Below are 19,473 nucleotides of genomic sequence, written 5' to 3' on the forward strand. Positions count from 1 at the left end.
TAGATGAAGCAAAAAATTCATGAGCTAAAAAAATTTAGTGTAATAGCAATTGTCTCAGTTGTTATTACACTTTTTCTTAGTTATCATGCAGCAATACTTTTATTTGGAAGTAATTCATTGGATGTTTATAGTTCTTTAAAAGATAAAAGGGTATATTTAGTCAATGAAATAAAAAGATTACAAGAAGAGAATGCCCACTTACAAAAAGAGTATTTTGAATTAAAAAACTTGGAGCCAGAACAATGAAAAAAATATCTTTATTTATAGCATTATTAATTCTATCATCAAGCTTAAGTGCAAGGGAAAATCCTTTTGAAACAACACAAGCTTACAATGAAGAAGTAGCAAGACTTATGGAAATAAAAGAGAGTTATCCTGATGAGTTTGAAAATCAAGAAAAGATCTACATAGAAGAAATTCAAGAAAAGATGAAAGCTAATAGTATAAATAAAGATACTAAAAATGTAGAGAAAAAAGCAAAGATAAAAGCTTCTGAATTAACAGAAGATAAAATCAAAAAACTGATTACTCAAGCTCAAGAAAAGACTGTAAATGAAACTAAAAAGTTTGTACAGGAGCTAAAAAAGCAAGAAAAAGAAGAGATTATTTATGTAAAACCTAGAACAGATGTATCTTTTGAAAAAGAGTTACTACCGTTTTTAAAGTTTGAATATACTAATGTTAAACTTCAAATAAATACAAAATATAATGTATTTAAGAAATTCACATTACCAAATCAAAATAAAATAATCTTAGATTTTCATGCAAAAGAGAATTTTTATACAAAAAGAGAAGACTTAAACTCAACAAACTTTACAAGAATAACTGTAGGCAATCATAAAAAAGATAAATTTTTTAGAGTTGTTGTAGAGTTAACTGACACTCCTGATAATTATGAAGTTACTTACACAAATGGTCAAGTAACAATTTTTAGATTAGAGCAGATGTAAAACATCTGCTTTAAGAAGCTTTTACCTTTTTTATTCCTAAATAATTTGTTAAAATCCTAATTACTATCATTACTATTAAAACTTCTAAAATCGATGCTAAAATAAATGCGTAATAGTAAAATTGTGTAATCGCATGGCTTTGATAAGCAAGTGTAGTTACTGCAATTAATAGTGTAAGTGGCATTGAGTGAGATAAACCTAACATAAAAAACTTGTTTACTCCCATCTCTTTTATAAAAAGCAACGAAGCAACTAATCTAATAAATATCATAGCAAAAACAATTAAAAAGGCAGTTACTATAAGTCCATCATGAAAAAGCTCTTCAAGTTCAAATGACGAGCCAACATAAATGAAAAATATAGGAACTAACCAACCAAAACCAAAGTGCTCCAATTTATGTGGTAGCTGTTTATTATGTTCAAAGAATGTTGTAATAAAAGTACCTGCAATAAATGCACCAAATGCAACTTCAAGTTTCAAATAAATCATAACTGCAATCATAACAAAGAAAATAGCCATAGATACTCGTATATCTTGTTCTTGGTTATCTTCTGTTGGCATTAAATATGTTTTTATTTCAGGATACCACCAAACTACATTATTAAATAGTTTATACAATATAGTCATTAAAATCATAAAAACTATAAATAAAAGCATAGTTTTGTAAAACTCCCAAGTTAAACCAAACTCAAGAATCGCTGATACTGTTGTAAGTGCAAAAATCGATACAATCTCACCAATTAATCCCACAACAATTGCCATTCTTATCCATTCTACATCACCATACTCTTTTTTTAATGCAGCTAAGATACCAATGGAAATTAAAGGTAAAGTCACAATAAAAATATTTCCGAGTTTAAAATACATAGTAATAGCAGCAGATAAAGAAAAAAGTATTACATTGTAAAAAAGTGATTTTTTTAATATAACTGAGGGGATATTTATTAACTTTCTTAAATCAACTTCAAGTCCAGCTAAAAACATCAAATATAAAAAGCCAAGTTCAGCAACAAGCTCTAATAGTGGATGTTCCACTAATAAAGAAAAATATACAGCAAAAGCACCAAGCATAATTTCAATAGGAATTGTTGGTATTTTTAATACTCTTGAAAGTAGAGGTGATGTAAATATAATTACGGATATTGTTACTATAATTAAAATTTCATCACTCATATTAAACCTTTAGTTTCTTTCTCTTGCTACTTTAAAACCTAATTTCTCAAGTTCATGCATATCATCTTTTGGTGATTTTCCTTGTGTTGTTAAATAATCACCAATAACAAAGGCATTTGCACCTTTTTCAAAAATTTTATATTGCTCATCACCAAACATCAACTCTCTTCCACCTGCAACCATTATTTTCTTTGCATTTGGAACCATTTTTCTAGCTAATGTAATTAATTCAAAAGCTTCTTCTTTACTCACAGAGTTTTCTACAAGAGGTAAAGCCTCATTTGGGTGAAAAAAGTTTAAGGGTACATTCATAGGTTCCAATGAAGCGATTGACTCAAGCATTGATACTCTTTGCTCTTGTGTTTCACCTAATCCAAAAATTCCTCCACATATTAATCTTAAACCAACTTCTTTTACATTTTTACAAGTTTCATATCTCTCTTCCCAAGTATGAGTTGTAACAATCTCTTTATAAAAATCTTGTGCAGTTTCAAGATTGTGGTTATAAGCATCAACTCCTGCTTCTTTAAGTGTTTCTAACTGTTCAACTGAAGCTGTTCCATTACATGCAATTAAAATAAGTCCTAGATTCTCTTTTTTAACGGCTTGTGCTGCTTCACATACAAAAGCCAATCTTTTATCAGTTAAACCTTTTCCAGCTGTAACTAAACAAAAACCATTTGCATTATTTTCTTTTGCCATTTTTGCCTCTTTTACGATTTGCTCAATAGCTTTTTTCTTATATCTTTGAATATCAGCTTTATATTTAACACTTTGTGTACAGAACTTACAGTCTTCATTACATGTACCACTTTCAATATTACAAATAGCACATAAAAATATCTCTTTATTATCGTTCATATCTAAACTCTTCTTTCATAAAATTATTTGTATTTATATCTTTATAATAGTAAGTAATTATATACTCATTTTTATTAATTTCAAGCAAGGCACACTCAATCAAAGGTTTTTCACGTGCACATATTTCTCCTGGATTAATAAATAAAGTACCATTATTATAACTACACTCAAACTTATGAGTATGTCCAAAAATAACAATATCACTATCTGCATTTAAATAATAAGGAAGATGCATAAGCTTAAATTTTATATCTTTAATCTTAAAATAATATGGTTCTTTTTGAATATTATACTCATTTGACAAAGATAATAAACTCCTGTCATTATTGCCAAAAACAGTAACATACACTAACTTTGAATTTTGTAATAATTTTAAATTATCTTCAATACATAAGTCACCTGCATGTATTAAATAGTTTGCACCTTTTTGTTTTAAGTGGTTTATTGCAAGTTCAGTATAGTCACTTTTTGTGTGACTATCTGATAATATTCCTATTTTCATTTTATTTTTTTGTAGTACTTGTACTACTTTTCTTTGTTGTTGTTTTTTTTGCAGGTGCTTTTTTTGTAGTTGTTTTTTTTGCAGGTGCTTTCTTAGTTGTTGTTTTTTTAGTTGTTTTTGATTTTGGGTCTTTTTTGATTATCTCTTCACACTCTTCTAAAGTTAAATCTTCTGCAACTTTACCTTTAGGAATTTTAAAGTTTTTTCTTCCTTGTTTAATATAAGCACCATATCTACCATTTAATATTTGTATTTTTTCTTTTTCAAATATCTTAATTGTTGCTTTTGCTTTTGCTTCATCAAGCTCTTTGATTACTTCTAAAGCTCTTGGTAACTCTATTTTATATGGGTCATCTGTTTTAAGAGAATAAAATCTACTATCAATTTGTAAATATGGACCAAACCGTCCTATATTAGCAATAATATCTTCACCTTTATCATTTTTTCCAACAACTCTTGGTAAAGTAAATAAATAAAGTGCTTCATCAAGTGTAATAGTATCCATATTTAAATGATCAGGAATTGCAACAAATTTTGGCTTTTCTTCATCATCTTTTGTTCCAATTTGAATAAAAGGACCAAATCTTCCAACTCTTGCACTTACAGGTTTTTTAGATTCTGGGTCTATTCCTATTTCTCTTATTTGTAAATAATCTTCTTTATTTACACTACTCTCTTTTTCTTCAATTCTTTTTTTGAAATCACCATAAAAATCTTGCATTACTTGTTCCCAAGCAATTTTACCCTCAGCAATATTATCAAACTCTTCTTCTATTTTTGCAGTAAATCCCAAGTCCAATATCTCAGCAAAATGGTCTGTTAAAAATGAATTTACAATTTCACCTGTTGCAGTAGGAGCTAATTTCTTATCTTCTGTTTTTACCACATACTCTCTTTGTTGTATTGTTGAGATTGTTGGTGCATAAGTTGATGGTCTTCCAATTCCTTCACTTTCAAGTTTTTTTACTAAACTAGCTTCTGTATATCTTGCAGGTGGTTTTGTAAATAACTGTTCTAAATCTAGTTTTTCTAAATCTAATACAGTTCCTTTTTTTATTGTTGGTAAGATTTTTTCACTACTATCAAGTGCACTTTCAGGATTATCACTTCCCTCAGTGTATGCTTTCATAAATCCTGCAAAAATAATTCTTTGTCCCTTTGATTGAAACTCATACTCTTTATCTTTTCCAGCTTCAATTTTATATGTTGTATTTGCCATTTTAGCAGGAGCCATTTGTGTTGCTAGTGTTCTTTTCCAAATAAGTGAATAAAGTTTAAATTGTGCATTATCAACATAAGCTTTTATATCACTTGGTTTTAGTGCTAAATTAACAGGTCTAATTGCTTCATGGGCTTCTTGTGCACCTTTTGCTTTTGATTTATAAAGTCTTGGCTTATTAAGTGAATAATCTTTCCCATACTCTTGCTCAATTACTTCTTTTGCTGCACTTGTTGCTACTTTTGAAAGGTTTAAAGAGTCAGTTCTCATATAAGTGATTAAACCACCTGTATGATTTGGAATATTACCAACATTTCCTTCATATAGTTGTTGTGCTATAACCATTGTTTGTTTAACAGAAAAGCCAAGTTTTCTACTTGCTTCTTGTTGTAGTGTTGAAGTTGTAAAAGGAGCTGCTGGATTTCTATTTGATTCTTTCTCTTCTATATCTACAAGTTCAAAAATTCCTTGATTAATAGAAGCCTCAATCTGTTTTGCTTCTTCTTCATTTGTTACTTTTTTTGATTTTGAATTGATTTTTGCAAGTTCTGCTTTTAAATTTGGATTAATAAAATCAGCTTTTATTTTCCAATACTCTTCTGGCTTAAACTCTCTAATCTCATTCTCTCTATCTACAATAATTCTAACAGCAACAGATTGAACTCTACCAGCACTAAGTCCATATCTTACTTTTTTCCAAAGTAGTGGAGATAATTCATATCCAACTGCTCTGTCTAAAATTCTTCTTGCTTGTTGTGCATCAACTAAGTTTTGATCAACATCACGGGGGTTTTTAATAGCTTTTAAGATTGCATCTTTAGTAATTTCATGAAAAACAATTCTTTTTATAGGGTTTTTTTCAACTTTCAAAGCAGGAATCAAGTGCCAGGCAATGGCTTCTCCCTCTCTATCCTCATCGGCAGCTAGGTATATTACTGTATCTTTTGTAATATGCTTTTTCAAATCTGCTATTACTTTTCTTTTATCTGTTGAAATCAAATACTGAGGCTTAAAATTATTTTGTGGATCAAAGCCTAATTTTGATTTTGGTAAATCTCTAACATGCCCCATAGAGGCCATAACTGTGTAACTTTTATCAAGAAACTTTGAAATTGTTTTTGCTTTTGCAGGTGACTCAACTATTACTAAATTCTTCAAACTTTTCAACCCTTACGCTATTTTTTAAAGTGGAAAGTGTATCATAAATTAATTAATAGATAATTAAGCTTAATAAATAATCACCTCTTCTTCTAAATTTATATCAAATTTTTCTTTAACTCTTTTTTGGGCTAAATTTATTAAATAAACTGCATCTTCAAAAGTTCCATTACCACTATTTACTAAAAAATTTGCATGCTCTTTTGAAAAAGACATTGAGCCTTTTTGCATACCTTTTAATCCAACTTCTTCGATTAACCTTCCTGCAAAATCTCCTTTTGGGTTTTTAAAACATGACCCAGCACTTGCCATTTGAGGTTGATTATCTCTCATTTTATTAAATTGCTTTAATCTATCTTTACAAAATCCACTTTGTACTTCTAAAACTACTTCATAAACTATTGTATTAATTTTTGTACTTCTATAAGTGTATTGTATATCTTCTTTATTTATATATCCATCTTTTGTTTTAATACAAATAATGTGATTAAAAATTTCCCATGATTTTAATCCCGCATTCATTTTTACAACACCGCCCATTGTTCCAGGCAATTTTGCTAAAAATTCTAAATGTCCTATATCATTTTTTCTACAATAACTTAATAACTTGCCAGAACTTGTTGCACAACCTACATAAAGTCTATTATTCTCTTGTTTTATATAATCAAAATTTTTTCCAAGTATAGCAAACTTTGGATGATTATTTGAAACTAAAATATTATTTGCTTTTCCTATTATTGTATAATCATCATAATCACCAATCTCTTCAATTAGTTTTATATCAGCTATTGGCCCTATTTTAATTGAAGAGTATTTTGAAAAATCTATTTGCTTAATCACTTGTTTCTTAAATCCTCATACTCACTTGGAATTAAAAAATCTTTTGCTTTGATTAAATTTTCATAAAATCCATGTTTGTATCCAAGTTCAAAAAGTTTATCAAGTGCTTTATACTGAACTTCACTTAAATTTACTGATTCATCATTTGCATATAAATCTAAATATTTATCTAATGTAGAAGCATCAACTCTAATAAGACCTTTTTCAAGTAACATTGTAGCTAGAACTTTTCTATTTTTATTCGCAACATCAACAGCTTTTATTAAAGTATTTTCATAATCAATTGCACTATGAAGAGGAATTGATCTTCTTAAACACATTCCTCCAAGTGGTAAGGGTAAACCTCCACCACTTAAATCTTCCCAAATATCCCACATCTCTTTTTCGACTTCAAGTTCATCATTATAATTTAAAATTGACTCATGAATTAAAACACCAGCATCAACTGTTCCTTCAATCACAGCTTTTTCAATATCTAAAAAGTTCATGTAAGTAATTCTAGCTTCTGGATAAGCTATTTTAAAAAGTAATGCATTTGTTGTAAACTCTCCACTAAGAGCTACTTTAAAGTTTTTCTTGAGTTTTTTATCTTTTCTTTTTACTAATTTTGGTCCATAACCTTGTCCAAATGATACAGCAGTTTTTAATAATGCATAATCATCTTTAACAAAAGGGTACAAAGCAAATGATATAGCACAAATATCATATTCACCTTTTAAAGTAGCCTGATTTAATGTTTCTATATCAGCTGCTATATTTTCAAATTTGGCATCTTTTGCACCAACCCAACCAAATTTAATAGCATAGTACATAAATATATCATCTGCATCTGGAGAATGTGCAACAGTTATTGTTTTCAAAACTTGTCCTTAATATTATAGTTTTTAGTAATTAATTAAAGAAAGATTGTATCACTTTATGAATTATTATTTGGTTAGATATAAACAAAGTAGTTTTAACTACTTTGTTTGTTCTTCTTTTTGACTAGCTTTAATAGGAGTTTCTTTATTTTCTACTTCTTGTTCTTCTTTTTTTATTTCAGTACTCTTTTCTTCTTTTTTTTCAACAACTTTATTATCACTCTTTTCTTCTTCATTTTCTATATTCATATCATTTGTTGTTTCTTCTTTTGTACTTTCTTCAATCTCATTTGAAGTTGTAACTTCATCATTACTATTTTCTATTGCGTTTTTTTCAAGCTCTTCTTCTTTTTTAGCATCTTCTTTTGTTAATTGTTTTTGTTCTTTTTGTACTATAAACTCTTTATCATCATATTTTGTAAAGTTATTATATTTTATCATTGCAGCTAACTCTTTTCCATATGCAGCTTTCTTTTCAGAATATCTATCAAGTTTTGTAACAAGTACAAAGGGGTCTGGATTTTCAAAGTTTGTTTTTCTAAACTGTTTAAAAGCGCTACTTCTTGATAAAGTAATATAATAATCTTTAATTGCTTCTTTTACACTTGAATACTTTTTAAGCCAAATAGTTTTTGAACCTCTTTTCCCACTTGCTGCGATTCTTGGTTCATTTTTATTAAAAGACCAAACACCAAAAATATTATTTGCTTCTTTAAAAAATCTTGATTGTCCCCAAGCACTTTCCATCGCCCCTTGAGCTAATGCAATTGATTTGGGATGTGGTTTTAGTGCATATAAAAGCTCTTGGTTTGTATCTACTTTATAAAACTCTTTTAGCTTTTTTAATTTTTCTGTTTCTTTATTTTGTTTTATATTTTCTTGAACTTGAAAGAACTCTTGCTTTAACTCATCATATACTTCATTTAAAGCAGGCACCATCATATCAATAAATCTTTTTTTCTTTACAGATACAGGAATTGGTTTTGGTTTACTTTTTTCTAAAGCTTCATCAAGTTTTGCTTTTAAACTCTCTTCACTTTTTTCTAAAGTATCTATTCTTTCGTTTAATTTTACAATTTCTTGCTTTAATTGTTTTACTTGTTTATTTTGGAGTTGGTAAAAGTATCCAAACATAAGTAAGACAATTATACTCATTGATATAAGATAATTTCTTTTCATAAGATTTCCTATTGTGTGTATTTTAAATAATAGTGTATCAAAATATCAATAAAAGTTATTTTATTGATATTTTGATTGTTAAAAACCTGAAATTTGCGTGTAATAAGTAATTATTTGAAGAAGTGGTTCTATTGTAAAAATTGAACCAATTGTCAAAATAGCACAAAAAATAGCTAAATACTTCATAATTGGTGTTGTATTTTGAAGATAAGTTATATCACTTTCTGGCTCTTTTAAAAACATAAAAACAACTGGTTTCAAATAATAATAAGCTGCTATTGCTGAATTTATTATCATCATAAAAGCTAAAAACATAAAACCAGCATTTACAGCACTTCCGATTAAATATAATTTACCCCAAAATAGAGCAAAAGGAGGAAGCCCTGCTAGTGTTAACATAAAAAGAGACATTAATACTGCAACTTTTGGAGAAGTTTTTATTAAACCTGCATACTTTTGCATACTATGGTCACTTTCTTTACTATAATCTTTTGTTCTATTTAACCAAAGCATTGTAAATCCACCAAGGTTTGTTATAAAAAACATAATCCAATATAAAAATAGTGCTTGTGTTGCTTGATTCGTGCCTATTAAAATAGCACCCATTGCGAAACCTGCATTTGATATAGATGAATATGCAAGCATTCTTTTTATATCATTTTGTAAAAGTGCAATAAGATTTGGTATTGTCATTGTTAAAATAACTATTGTATATAAAATAGTTTGTATAAATAAATCATTACTTACTATAAATATCTCAAAAAATCTTAAAGCAACTACAAATGCAGCAATTTTAGGAACAACTGATATAAATCCTGCTAAAGCAGCAGTTGAACCCTCATAAACATCTGCAACCCATAAATGAAAAGGGAAAAGTGAAAGTTTAAATGCTAAAGCTGCTATTATAAATGTAGCTGCTATTAAAATTACAAAATAGTTTTCAAATCCTGATTGAGTTAATACTTGTGAAATTTGTCCAAGCTCTACACTTCCAGTTTGTGCATATAAAATCATAGACCCAAAGGCAAAAAAAGCAGCTGTTAAAGCTCCCATTGTAAAATATTTAATAGCTGCTTCAATTGCATTTAATCTATTATGCATCGCAATTAGTGTGTATAAAGCCAACGAAGAAGTTTCTAAAGCTACAAAAATAAGTATTAAACTATCTGAACTTGCCATAAACTGAAATCCAGCAATCATAAAAAGATATAGTGCAAAATATTCAGGGTATCTAAACTCTTGAAATCTAAGTTTTGCAAAACCTAAAAGTGCAAAAAGAGTAGAAGCAATAACTATTATAGCTTGTGCTAAAATAGAGATACCATCAATTAACAATAAATCAAAAAAACCTCTAACATCAGAGTTAAATCCAAGAACAAAACCCAAATCAATTACTAAAGCTAAAACTGTCAAAGTTAAATAAAAAGATTTATCAAGTTTTTTTGTTGCTAAATCTATACAAAGTATTAATAATGCTGCAACAATAGCAATTATCATAGGAGTAATAGTACTAAAGTTTAAACTTGCAAAGTCAATAACTATTTTTGGTATATCATTCATTTTTCTACTCCTGAGATACTATTTAAATCAATAATCTTCGCTTGAGCTTCTTTCGTAACTGTTTTAGCATTCATAACTTCTATCATTTTAGAAACACTATTATTTACAGGTTCTAAAATTGGTTTTGGATAAACACCTAAAATAATAACCAAGGCAACTAATGGAATAAGCGCACTTAGCTCTTTTTTATTTAAATCAAGCAGTTTTTTATTTTCATCTTTTGTAAGCTCTCCAAAAAAAGATTTTTTATACATCACAAGCATATAAATAGCACCTAAAATTATTGTAAGTCCAGCAATTATTGTTAAAAAAGGTGATACTTTAAAAAATCCAAGTAATGATAAAAACTCCCCTACAAAGCCAATAGTCAAAGGAAGTCCAATAGAAGCCATCAACATAATTGCAAAAATAGTTGCATATTTTGGCATCACTTGTGCTAAACCACCAAATTCACTAATTTGTTTTGTATGTCTTCTTTCATATATAACTCCTACAAGCATAAATAATGCACCTGAAACAATACCATGTGAAATCATAAGAAAAATTGCACCAGAAATACCCTCAACATTTAAAGCAAAAATACCTAAGATTATAACTCCCATATGTGATACTGAAGAGTAAGCTATAACTTGCTTCATATCTTCTTGAGCAAAAGCAACCATGGCAGTGTAAACAATAGCTATTAGTGCTAATATAGCCATTGGTATTATCATATAAACACTTGCATCAGGAAATAAAGGTAAAGAAAATCTTACAAAGCCATATGTTCCCATTTTCAATAAAACTGCGGCAAGTATTACAGAACCAATAGTTGGTGCTTGTCCATGGGCATATGGAAGCCAAGTGTGAAATGGAAACATTGGAACTTTAATAGCAAAACCTGCAAAAAAGGCAAGAAATAGCATAAGTTGCATATCAAAAGGCAGTAATAACATATTCCAATCAAGAATATTAAAACTCCAATTTCCAGTAGTTTGATAATAAATATACCCTAAATAAAGCATACCAATTAACATAACCAATGAACCTAAAAATGTATATAAAAAGAATTTAATAGCTGCATATATTCTTAGCTTTCCACCCCAAGCACCAATAATATAAAGCATTGGTACAAGCGAAAGTTCCCAGAATAGATAAAATATTATTGCATCCAATGCTAAAAATACTCCAACCATTGTCATTTCTAAAAATAAAACTGTAATAATCAAATTCTTAAGCGCTTTTTTTTCACTAAGAGCAACTAGTGATATCATTGTCATAAAAGTAGTCATAATCACTAAAAATAGTGAAATTCCATCAACTCCTACTACATAATTTATTCCATATGTAGGAATAACTAATACTTGCTGTAAGAATTGCATATTAGGATTTGAAACATCAAAATTTATCCAAAGTATTATACTTATAATAAACTCCAATGCAGTTGCTAAAATTCCATATGCTTTTATAGAGTCATCTTTTACTAAAAACCCTACTAAAGCTGCAAGTAGTGGGAAAAATATCAATATTGATAAAATATAATCCATATAACTAAACCTTTTAATTTATAAATGCAAGTGTTACACTTAAAAATAGTATAAATGCTACACCAAATGCCATAATTTTTAAAGTATGAGACAAGTTTCCTGATTGAATTGGAGATGAATGAACTCCAGTTTTATAAACAGTTTTACCAATTAAGTCAACTGTGGCATCAATAATTTTCATATCAATAATTCTATAAGCAAATTTTGATAAACAAAAATAAGACTTACATATTACTTTGTCGTAAAATTGAGGAATATAGTATTGATTTATCAATAACTTATAAACAAAACTATTTTCCCATTTATTAGAAAAGCCACCATTTTTATATTTAATTACTGCAAATACTATACCAAATAGTGCCATTGCACTTGTGATTGATATAAGTATATAAGCAGTTGAATGACTAATATTTGAAGCTTCCCATGTAGGTAAAATATAAGTTACCATATTTACAAATGTATGTTCAAACCATCCTGCAATGATTGCTAATAATGCAAGAGGAATCATAGCTGCAATAACAAAAGGGTATGTTTCATGTGGATGGTAACCAAACTCTTCATATTTAGGTTTTGTAAAAAACACTTGCATAATAAGCCTAAATGAATAAAAAGCAGTTAGTCCAGCAGTTATCCATAAAATCACCCATAAAAATATTGCATCTGCATTAAAGGCTGCTTCTAAAATTTTATCTTTTGAATAAAATCCAGCAAGAGGAAAGATACCAGCAAGCGCAACTGATGCAATTATCATAATAATTGCAGTTGGCTTCATCTTTTCATACAATCCACCCATTTTCCTAATATCAAGCTCATTGCTCATTGCATGCATAACATTTCCTGCACCCAAGAATAATACTGATTTGAAAAAAGCATGAGTTACTAAATGAAAAAGTGCGACCCAATAAGCTCCAAGTCCAGCAGCAACAAACATATACCCAAGTTGTGATAAAGTCGAATAAGCAATAATCTTTTTCATATCATTATTTACCAATGCCATAGTTGCAGCAAAAATAGCAACAAATGCTCCTAAACAAGCTATAAAATATCCAAGATTAGGAACCGTTGTATAAATCTCATTTGCTCTTACTATTAAGTAAACACCAGCTGTTACCATTGTTGCTGCATGAATTAGTGCAGATACAGGGGTTGGTCCCTCCATTGCATCAGCAAGCCATGTATGAAAAGGAAATTGTGCTGATTTTCCCATTGCTCCAATAAATAAAAAAATCCCTATAACAGTAATCATAAAAGTACTTAATGAATCAATATTTGAAAATACAATATCATATTGTAAACTTCCAATATTCCAATATATTAAAAAGATAGCTACTAACATCCCTAAATCAGCAATTCTATTCATAATAAAAGCTTCATTTGCAGCCCAAGCAGCTGAGTTCTTGTGGTACCAAAACCCAATTAATAACCAAGAACAAAGACCTACACCTTCCCAACCTATAAATAATCCAGCAAAGTTATCAGACATTACTAAAACAAGCATTGAAAAAACAAAAGCACTTAAGTAAGAGAAGTATCGATTAAAGCCTTTATCATGTTCCATATAACCTATTGAGTGAATATGTACCATTGTAGAAACAATTGTTACAACACTCATCATTATTACACTTACATGATCAACAACAAAACCAAAAGGAATATCAATATTTCCAACAACAATCCAATCAAGCATTCTTACATGTATAATCTCATTTGTTTTATATACAAAATATAATAAATTCAATGTAGCAATAGTAGAAACTGCTAACATAAATGATGTAAAAATACCTGTAAAAAGATTTTTTTTACTCATTGCAAAAAGTGCAGCAACTAAAGAACCAATTAAAGGAGCAAATAGTGCTATATATAGATATTTTTCCATCATTAGCCTTTTAATCTTTGCATACTATCTAAGTTAATAGTACCAGTTTTTTTATACCATAATATAAGAAGACCTAAACCAATAGCCACTTCACTTGCAGCAATTGCAATTATAAAAAATGCAAACATTTGTCCTGTTAAGTCTGCATGAAACTTTGAAACAGCTGCTAAACCTATATTTACAGAATTTAACATTATCTCTGTTGAGAAAAATAGCATAAGAAGATTTTTTCTTCTAATTACTCCTAATAAGCCAATACAAAAAATCAAAGTTGAAAGGATTAAATATGCATTTAAACTCATTTCTCCTCCTTTAACTCATCAATCTCTTTTTCACTTAATTGTGAATATGAGGTATCCATCTTTTTACCAGCTAAAATAATTCCACCAATCATTGCAACAAGTAACATAACAGCAGCAATTTCAAATGGAACTAAGTATTTAGTAAATAGTACAATTCCAACATCTTGTGCATTTCCCCACTCTGGGTGCATTGGAAGATTTGCTTCTACATTTTGACCAATTATAGGTGAAGTGAAAATAATTACAATAAATAAAGCAATAAGTCCACTTAATAAAAATACTAATCTTGGATTTTTAATACTCTCTTTTACTGTGGATAAAGAGTCAAAAAACATCATTCCAAAGGCATAAAGCGCAACAACAGCACCTGTATAAACAACTATTTGTACTGCGCCTAAAAATTCAGCATCTAATAAAAAGAAAAATGCTGAAATAAATATCATTCCAGCTGCTAAAGCACTTAAGGCATAAAGGGCATTGTTTGTAAATACTGTTATTAAAAACATAACAACTGTTAAGCTTGCAAATAAGTAAAATGCTACTACTTCAAACAACATTTTTTCTCCTAATATTGAAGTGGAGTTTTTTGGATTTTTTCATCAGCATCAGGAGATACTGCTCCAAAACCTTCATACTCTTTTTGTAAATGTAACTTATCAAGCGGAGTTAATAAGTCTTCTTTTAATGCAAAATGAGCTCTTTGTTCACTTGCATTTTCATATCTTTGACCATGAACAATAGCAAGTTCAGGACAAACCTCAGCACAATATCCACAAAAAATACATCTTCCCATATTAATTGTGTATTCTAAGACCTCTTTTCTTGAATTTTCATCTATTTTTGTATCCATTTTAATACAGTTTGAGATACAAATTTTTTCACAAAGTCCACATCCAATACATCTATTTTCTCCTGATTCTAAAAGTGCCAATAACTTATGTACAGCTCTATATCTAGGTCCTATTGGTAACTTTTCTGCTGGGTATTGAACAGTATGCATCTTACCTTTAAATAAAGCTTCTCTCATCATATTAAATGTGATTTTAAGCCCAGTAAAAAGCTCACCTTTTAAACTTCTTTTAACTATTTGTTTGAAAACTTCACCATTAGTTTTAGGATAGTTATCATCTTGAACAGTTATATAGTTTTTTACACCAATATTTCTATCTTTAAACTCTTCTAAACCCATCATACTCTCCTAAAACATCATCACAAAACCAGTAATAAGAATATTTATTACTGCTAATGGCATTAGTATTTTCCAACATAACCACATAAGTTGATCAGGTCTAATATGTGGCCATGAAGCCCTTGTCCATAAAAAGAAAAAGATTAAAAACATTACTTTTAAAACAATTGCCAATCCACCAGGAATAAACCATAAATCATTGAAACCACCAAGAAAAATTAGTGAAACTAAAAAACAAACTGTAAAAAGGTTTGCATACTCACCAATAAAAAACATTCCCCATCTAAGACCTGAATACTCAGTAGCATAACCTGCTACAATCTCAGCTTCATGCTCTAATAAATCAAAAGGTGTTCTATTTGTCTCTGCAAAACCTGCAATTACAAAAAGAATAAAAGCTAAAGGTTGTGACCAAATTAACCATGAAGTAAATCCTCCTGCTTGATAGTTATTAATATCTATTAAAGATAAACTTCCAACTAACATCAAAGGAGCTAAAAGAGCAAGTCCTGAAACAACCTCATAAGATAAAAGTTGAATAGCAGTTCTAGCCCCACCTAAAAGTGACCACTTATTTGCACTACTCATACCTGCTAAAAGTGGTCCATAAAGACCAACAGAAGCAACTCCTAAAACAAATAAAACACCAACATTAACATCTGCAATAATTGGTCTTACTACATAGCCAAATAACTCAAATTCAGGAAAAAAAGGAACCGCACTCATTGCAATAAAAGCTGTAGCTGCTGTAATTATTGGAGCTATCATAAATACAGGTCTTGCTGCATTTTGAGGAATAAAATCCTCTTTTGTAAATAGCTTTATTCCATCAGCAACTAATTGTAAAAGACCATATGGTCCAACATTTGATGGACCTAATCTTCTTTGCATATAAGCTAATACTTTTCTTTCTATATATGTAGTAAAACCTGCCAATGCAGAAAATACTGCTAATACAACAATTGCTTTTATTATTGTTTCAATTATAATACTAGTTTCCATTTTAAGCCTTTGTTAGGGAAGCTCTAATAAATCTATATGAGTCAAATAACTCTTTAGTTCCATAAGATTTATCAAATGTAGAAACATATGCTATTTCACCATCAATTTGCTCATCAACAAAAACATCTAAATCAAAAGTTTTATTTTTTGTTAGAACTCTTACTTTCTCATTTACTTGTAAGTTTAATCTATCAAAGAGTTTTTGAGATACATAAATACCAGTTTTTGCTTTTTGCTTAAACTCATGGGATTTTGCTACAAATTCATTAAATAAATTCATAGGATTTGCTTTATAAATAATAAATTCATCATCATGAACTTGTACATCTAAAATCTCTGTTCTTTCAAATATATCATTTACCTTGGTATCTAAATTTTGCAATTCATAACCTCTATGCTCATTTGCATCATTTGAAAAATAGTTTGTTAAAGAATCAAACTCTACTTGTTTAAATCCGCTTGAAAGTGGAAGTTTTACAGTGTAATCAATTGTATTTTCTTGTTTAATTCCTAACAACTCATTTGCAATATCATTTAATACATAACCATTATAAGGTAAAGCAGCATTTGTAGAAATAACTCTTTTATCAATATTTACAAATGTTCCCTCTTGTTGATTTAGTGCTGGCATATCTAAATTACCATCACCTAAAGCACTTAATTGATAATCGGCTTTTTCATTGTATCCAATAGTAAAGCCCTCTTGTTTTTCATCTAATTGACAAATTAAACTAACACCTAAGGTATTTGTTTTAGTAGGGATAATTACAATTTCAAACTTAGTATATTTTTCAATCATTGCACAAAGTTTTGCTAAAGTTTTATAATTTGGATGAGTTATTATATCTTCTCCAATAATTAGTGAAAACTTATCTTTTTTAACAAGCATAGAATCAATTAAATCATAAAAGTTTTCATCAAGCCCTACTTCATCTAGAAGTTTTGAGTAGATATACTCTACTTCTTTTTCTTCTTTTTTTGTTACTAACTTTTTAAGCTCTTTTTCTTCACCACTATCTTCATCTAAGACTTTTTCTATTACTTGTTCTTTTTTTGTTTCAACAATAGTTTTAACTCTTTTTTCTTTTAAAGATTCAATGTATTTCTTAATATCTTCAGGTAAATTTTCATCTGCAAAGATGTCTAAAAGAAGATATAAAACAGCCTCTTCTTTTAAAGGTTGATGATATATAAACTCTGTTGTTTTACCTTTTTTACCAATCTTTTCCATAATTGGATCAGCAATTGGATGAAAATATAATCCTGAACCTTTATTTAATATAATAGAGTTATTAAAAGCATATCTTGCATGTGGCAAGTCATGTTTTAAAAATGAACCAATAGATACTACAAAATTTGAATCATGAACATCTTTTAGTGTTGAACCGTATAAAGACTTTCCACTTACTAAACTATACTCTTTTAAAAATCTTTGATATTTAAAAGCATCATCATTTACTAACTTAAAGTTATACTCTTCTTTTAACTTTTGTAAAATCAATGCTTCTTCATTTGTAATAAATGAGTTAAATTTTATAGTTTTTGCTTTTTTAAATGCATCAAGTGCTTCAATAAAAGCTTTTTCATCTTTTTGTTTTATTTCATTTTCAAAATCATATGCAAATCTTGCCGCTCCATTTAATGTCACATAATGATGGTCATTTGTAACTCTATAAATTTTTAACTTATCATGGTTTTGCACAGACTCATGCTTTCTTTCATAATACATCAAAGCACAATCACTTGAGTGAGGATTTGAAGCAGGAATTTTAGTAAGCTCCCATGCATTTGATTTGTATTGGAAATCATTTGATACAAGTGCTCCAACTGGACAAACAGAGATACACTCTCCACAATCTGTACATGAACTTTCATCAAAGCCAATAAGAGATTTATTTAACTTATTCCACATTGAGTATGCATCTTTTGGCATACTATCTTTAAAAGTTTTTGAGATTGCATCAGAACCCCTTTTTACAGTACTTAAAGCACTTGAACCAATCATATCCTTACATACAGTTACGCATTTTTCGCAAACTATACATAATCCTGGATCATAATTCATAACTCCCCAATGTTGAGTTGGTCTTGGCACATCTTTAATAGAATAACTTTGAGAATCAACTTTCATATATAAAGTATAATTTTGTAGTTCACACTCTCCACTTTGGTCACATACCCCACACTGTAAAGGGTGATTTACATCATATACTTCCATTACTGCTCTTCTTTCTTTAGCAATATTTTCAGTAGTTGTTTTTACTTGCATTCCATCTTTAGCTTTTGCATTACAAGCATATACTTGTTTTCCATCAGCCTCAACTAGACATAATCTACAAGCAAGGGTAGGAGAACACCTAGTTAAATAACAAATTGCTGGAACAAATATTCCATTTGCCCTTGCAATATTTAATAAACTCTCTCCCTCTTTTGCCTTACAAAGTTTCCCATCAATGTCTAAAGATATTAAATCACTCACTCTTCCAGCCTTTCTATTTTTACGGGTTTATAAATATAACCACATGATAAGAAATCATTTCCTTTCTTATTTGTAGCACAAATTGCAATTGTATTTTGTAGTGTATCATCAACTACTAATAGTTTTGAAACTTCACCCTCTTTTGAAATTAGTTTTATTTTTGCACCATCTTCAGCCTTTGCAATTCTTGCAAAAGATGCACTTGCATAAACTATATTTGAATCTTTTGAGCTATCTACATAAGAGTAAATAACTGTTCCATTATAAGGTAAAAGCTCTGCTACTTCTTCTAAGTTTTCATCTTCATTATCGATTTGTCTTGATGAAACTATATTAAAATCACTATACTTTTCAATGGCACTTAAGATTTTCACAATATTATCAACTCTTTCATGAGAAAAAATATCATCACCAACTAGTATGGTTTTAGAACTCTTTTTAGAAGCTTTTAATAAAGCCTCTTCAAACTCTTCTTCCCCTGCACTTGACTCTGCTGAAATATAACCAATATCTAAATCATCTATATAAGCTTGTATATTTGAACTTACATCTTTTGTAAAAGTATCCAATAACAATGCACTAATTCCCTCTTCACTTCCAGCTTCATACTTAATAAATTGTGTATAAAAATCTTTTAAAGCCAAACTATCAACTGCATGCATATAAATAACTTCTGCGTTATTACTCTTTTTTGCTTCATTTATAGCATCTACAACTTGTTCATTTGTATTAGCTAAGAACTCTCCAAAACATAAAATATAATCACTCTTTTTTAAAATATCTAAATTTTTCATAC

At 29.0% G+C, this 19,473-nt stretch carries 18 protein-coding genes; 2 read left to right on the forward strand and 16 right to left on the reverse strand.

The features are described 5' to 3' along the window. Positions 1-3: 3 nt before the first annotated feature. Positions 4-246 (forward strand): septum formation initiator, encoded by a 243-nt coding sequence (locus AMRN_RS13335; RefSeq protein ID WP_099309858.1) that lies wholly within the window; start codon positions 4-6, stop codon positions 244-246. Continuing rightward, complete coding sequence (locus AMRN_RS13340; RefSeq protein WP_099309859.1) at positions 243-950, forward strand: AMIN domain-containing protein; 708 nt, start codon at positions 243-245, stop codon at positions 948-950. Before AMRN_RS13335 ends, AMRN_RS13340 begins: the two co-directional genes overlap by 4 nt. Positions 951-960: 10 nt before the next feature. On the opposite strand, the gene AMRN_RS13345 is transcribed toward AMRN_RS13340, so the two are convergent. From AMRN_RS13345 to AMRN_RS13420, 16 genes are all read right to left on the reverse strand, one after another. After that, entirely contained in the window at positions 961-2,124 is a 1,164-nt protein-coding gene (locus tag AMRN_RS13345) for a cation:proton antiporter (protein ID WP_099309860.1), read from the reverse strand. 9 nt (positions 2,125-2,133) lie between these two features. Further along, positions 2,134-2,985 (reverse strand): biotin synthase, encoded by an 852-nt coding sequence (locus AMRN_RS13350; RefSeq protein WP_099309861.1) that lies wholly within the window; start codon positions 2,983-2,985, stop codon positions 2,134-2,136. Beyond that, positions 2,975-3,487, reverse strand: coding sequence for a YfcE family phosphodiesterase (locus tag AMRN_RS13355; protein WP_099309862.1), 513 nt, complete (start codon positions 3,485-3,487; stop codon positions 2,975-2,977). The genes AMRN_RS13350 and AMRN_RS13355 overlap by 11 nt, the downstream gene beginning before the upstream one ends. Before the next feature lies 1 nt (position 3,488). Then, entirely contained in the window at positions 3,489-5,864 is a 2,376-nt protein-coding gene (gene topA, locus AMRN_RS13360) for a type I DNA topoisomerase (RefSeq protein ID WP_099309863.1), read from the reverse strand. 69 nt (positions 5,865-5,933) lie between these two features. Beyond that, positions 5,934-6,704: a UDP-N-acetylmuramate dehydrogenase gene (locus AMRN_RS13365; protein WP_099309864.1), complete on the reverse strand. Its 771-nt coding sequence runs from the start codon at positions 6,702-6,704 to the stop codon at positions 5,934-5,936. Further along, positions 6,701-7,564: a menaquinone biosynthesis family protein gene (locus tag AMRN_RS13370; protein WP_099309865.1), complete on the reverse strand. Its 864-nt coding sequence runs from the start codon at positions 7,562-7,564 to the stop codon at positions 6,701-6,703. Before AMRN_RS13370 ends, AMRN_RS13365 begins: the two co-directional genes overlap by 4 nt. A gap of 99 nt (positions 7,565-7,663) precedes the next feature. Then, positions 7,664-8,743, reverse strand: a complete 1,080-nt coding sequence (locus tag AMRN_RS13375) for a glucosaminidase domain-containing protein (protein WP_099309866.1) — start codon at positions 8,741-8,743, stop codon at positions 7,664-7,666. Between the two features lie 78 nt (positions 8,744-8,821). Further along, positions 8,822-10,303 (reverse strand): NADH-quinone oxidoreductase subunit NuoN, encoded by a 1,482-nt coding sequence (gene nuoN, locus AMRN_RS13380; protein ID WP_099309867.1) that lies wholly within the window; start codon positions 10,301-10,303, stop codon positions 8,822-8,824. Continuing rightward, positions 10,300-11,829, reverse strand: a complete 1,530-nt coding sequence (locus tag AMRN_RS13385; RefSeq protein ID WP_099309868.1) for an NADH-quinone oxidoreductase subunit M — start codon at positions 11,827-11,829, stop codon at positions 10,300-10,302. Before AMRN_RS13385 ends, nuoN begins: the two co-directional genes overlap by 4 nt. A gap of 13 nt (positions 11,830-11,842) precedes the next feature. Further along, positions 11,843-13,705 (reverse strand): NADH-quinone oxidoreductase subunit L, encoded by a 1,863-nt coding sequence (gene nuoL, locus AMRN_RS13390; protein WP_099309869.1) that lies wholly within the window; start codon positions 13,703-13,705, stop codon positions 11,843-11,845. 2 nt (positions 13,706-13,707) lie between these two features. Further along, positions 13,708-14,007, reverse strand: a complete 300-nt coding sequence (nuoK, locus tag AMRN_RS13395; protein WP_079577566.1) for an NADH-quinone oxidoreductase subunit NuoK — start codon at positions 14,005-14,007, stop codon at positions 13,708-13,710. Further along, a complete protein-coding gene (locus AMRN_RS13400; protein ID WP_099309901.1) occupies positions 14,004-14,561 on the reverse strand; it encodes an NADH-quinone oxidoreductase subunit J in 558 nt (185 codons plus the stop codon). Before AMRN_RS13400 ends, nuoK begins: the two co-directional genes overlap by 4 nt. 11 nt (positions 14,562-14,572) lie before the next feature. After that, on the reverse strand, positions 14,573-15,196 hold the full coding sequence (nuoI, locus tag AMRN_RS13405) for an NADH-quinone oxidoreductase subunit NuoI (protein ID WP_099309870.1): 624 nt from the start codon (positions 15,194-15,196) through the stop codon (positions 14,573-14,575). 9 nt (positions 15,197-15,205) lie between these two features. Continuing rightward, a complete protein-coding gene (nuoH, locus tag AMRN_RS13410) occupies positions 15,206-16,198 on the reverse strand; it encodes an NADH-quinone oxidoreductase subunit NuoH (RefSeq protein WP_099309871.1) in 993 nt (330 codons plus the stop codon). Position 16,199: 1 nt separating this feature from the next. Next, the gene (locus AMRN_RS13415) at positions 16,200-18,677 is read right to left on the reverse strand and encodes an NADH-quinone oxidoreductase subunit G (RefSeq protein WP_099309872.1); all 2,478 of its coding nucleotides are present in this window, start codon (positions 18,675-18,677) and stop codon (positions 16,200-16,202) included. Then, positions 18,674-19,471: a hypothetical protein gene (locus AMRN_RS13420; protein WP_099309873.1), complete on the reverse strand. Its 798-nt coding sequence runs from the start codon at positions 19,469-19,471 to the stop codon at positions 18,674-18,676. The genes AMRN_RS13415 and AMRN_RS13420 overlap by 4 nt, the downstream gene beginning before the upstream one ends. Positions 19,472-19,473: the final 2 nt, after the last annotated feature.

The sequence above is a fragment of the Malaciobacter marinus genome (genome assembly GCF_003544855.1).
Lineage (GTDB): Bacteria > Campylobacterota > Campylobacteria > Campylobacterales > Arcobacteraceae > Malaciobacter > Malaciobacter marinus.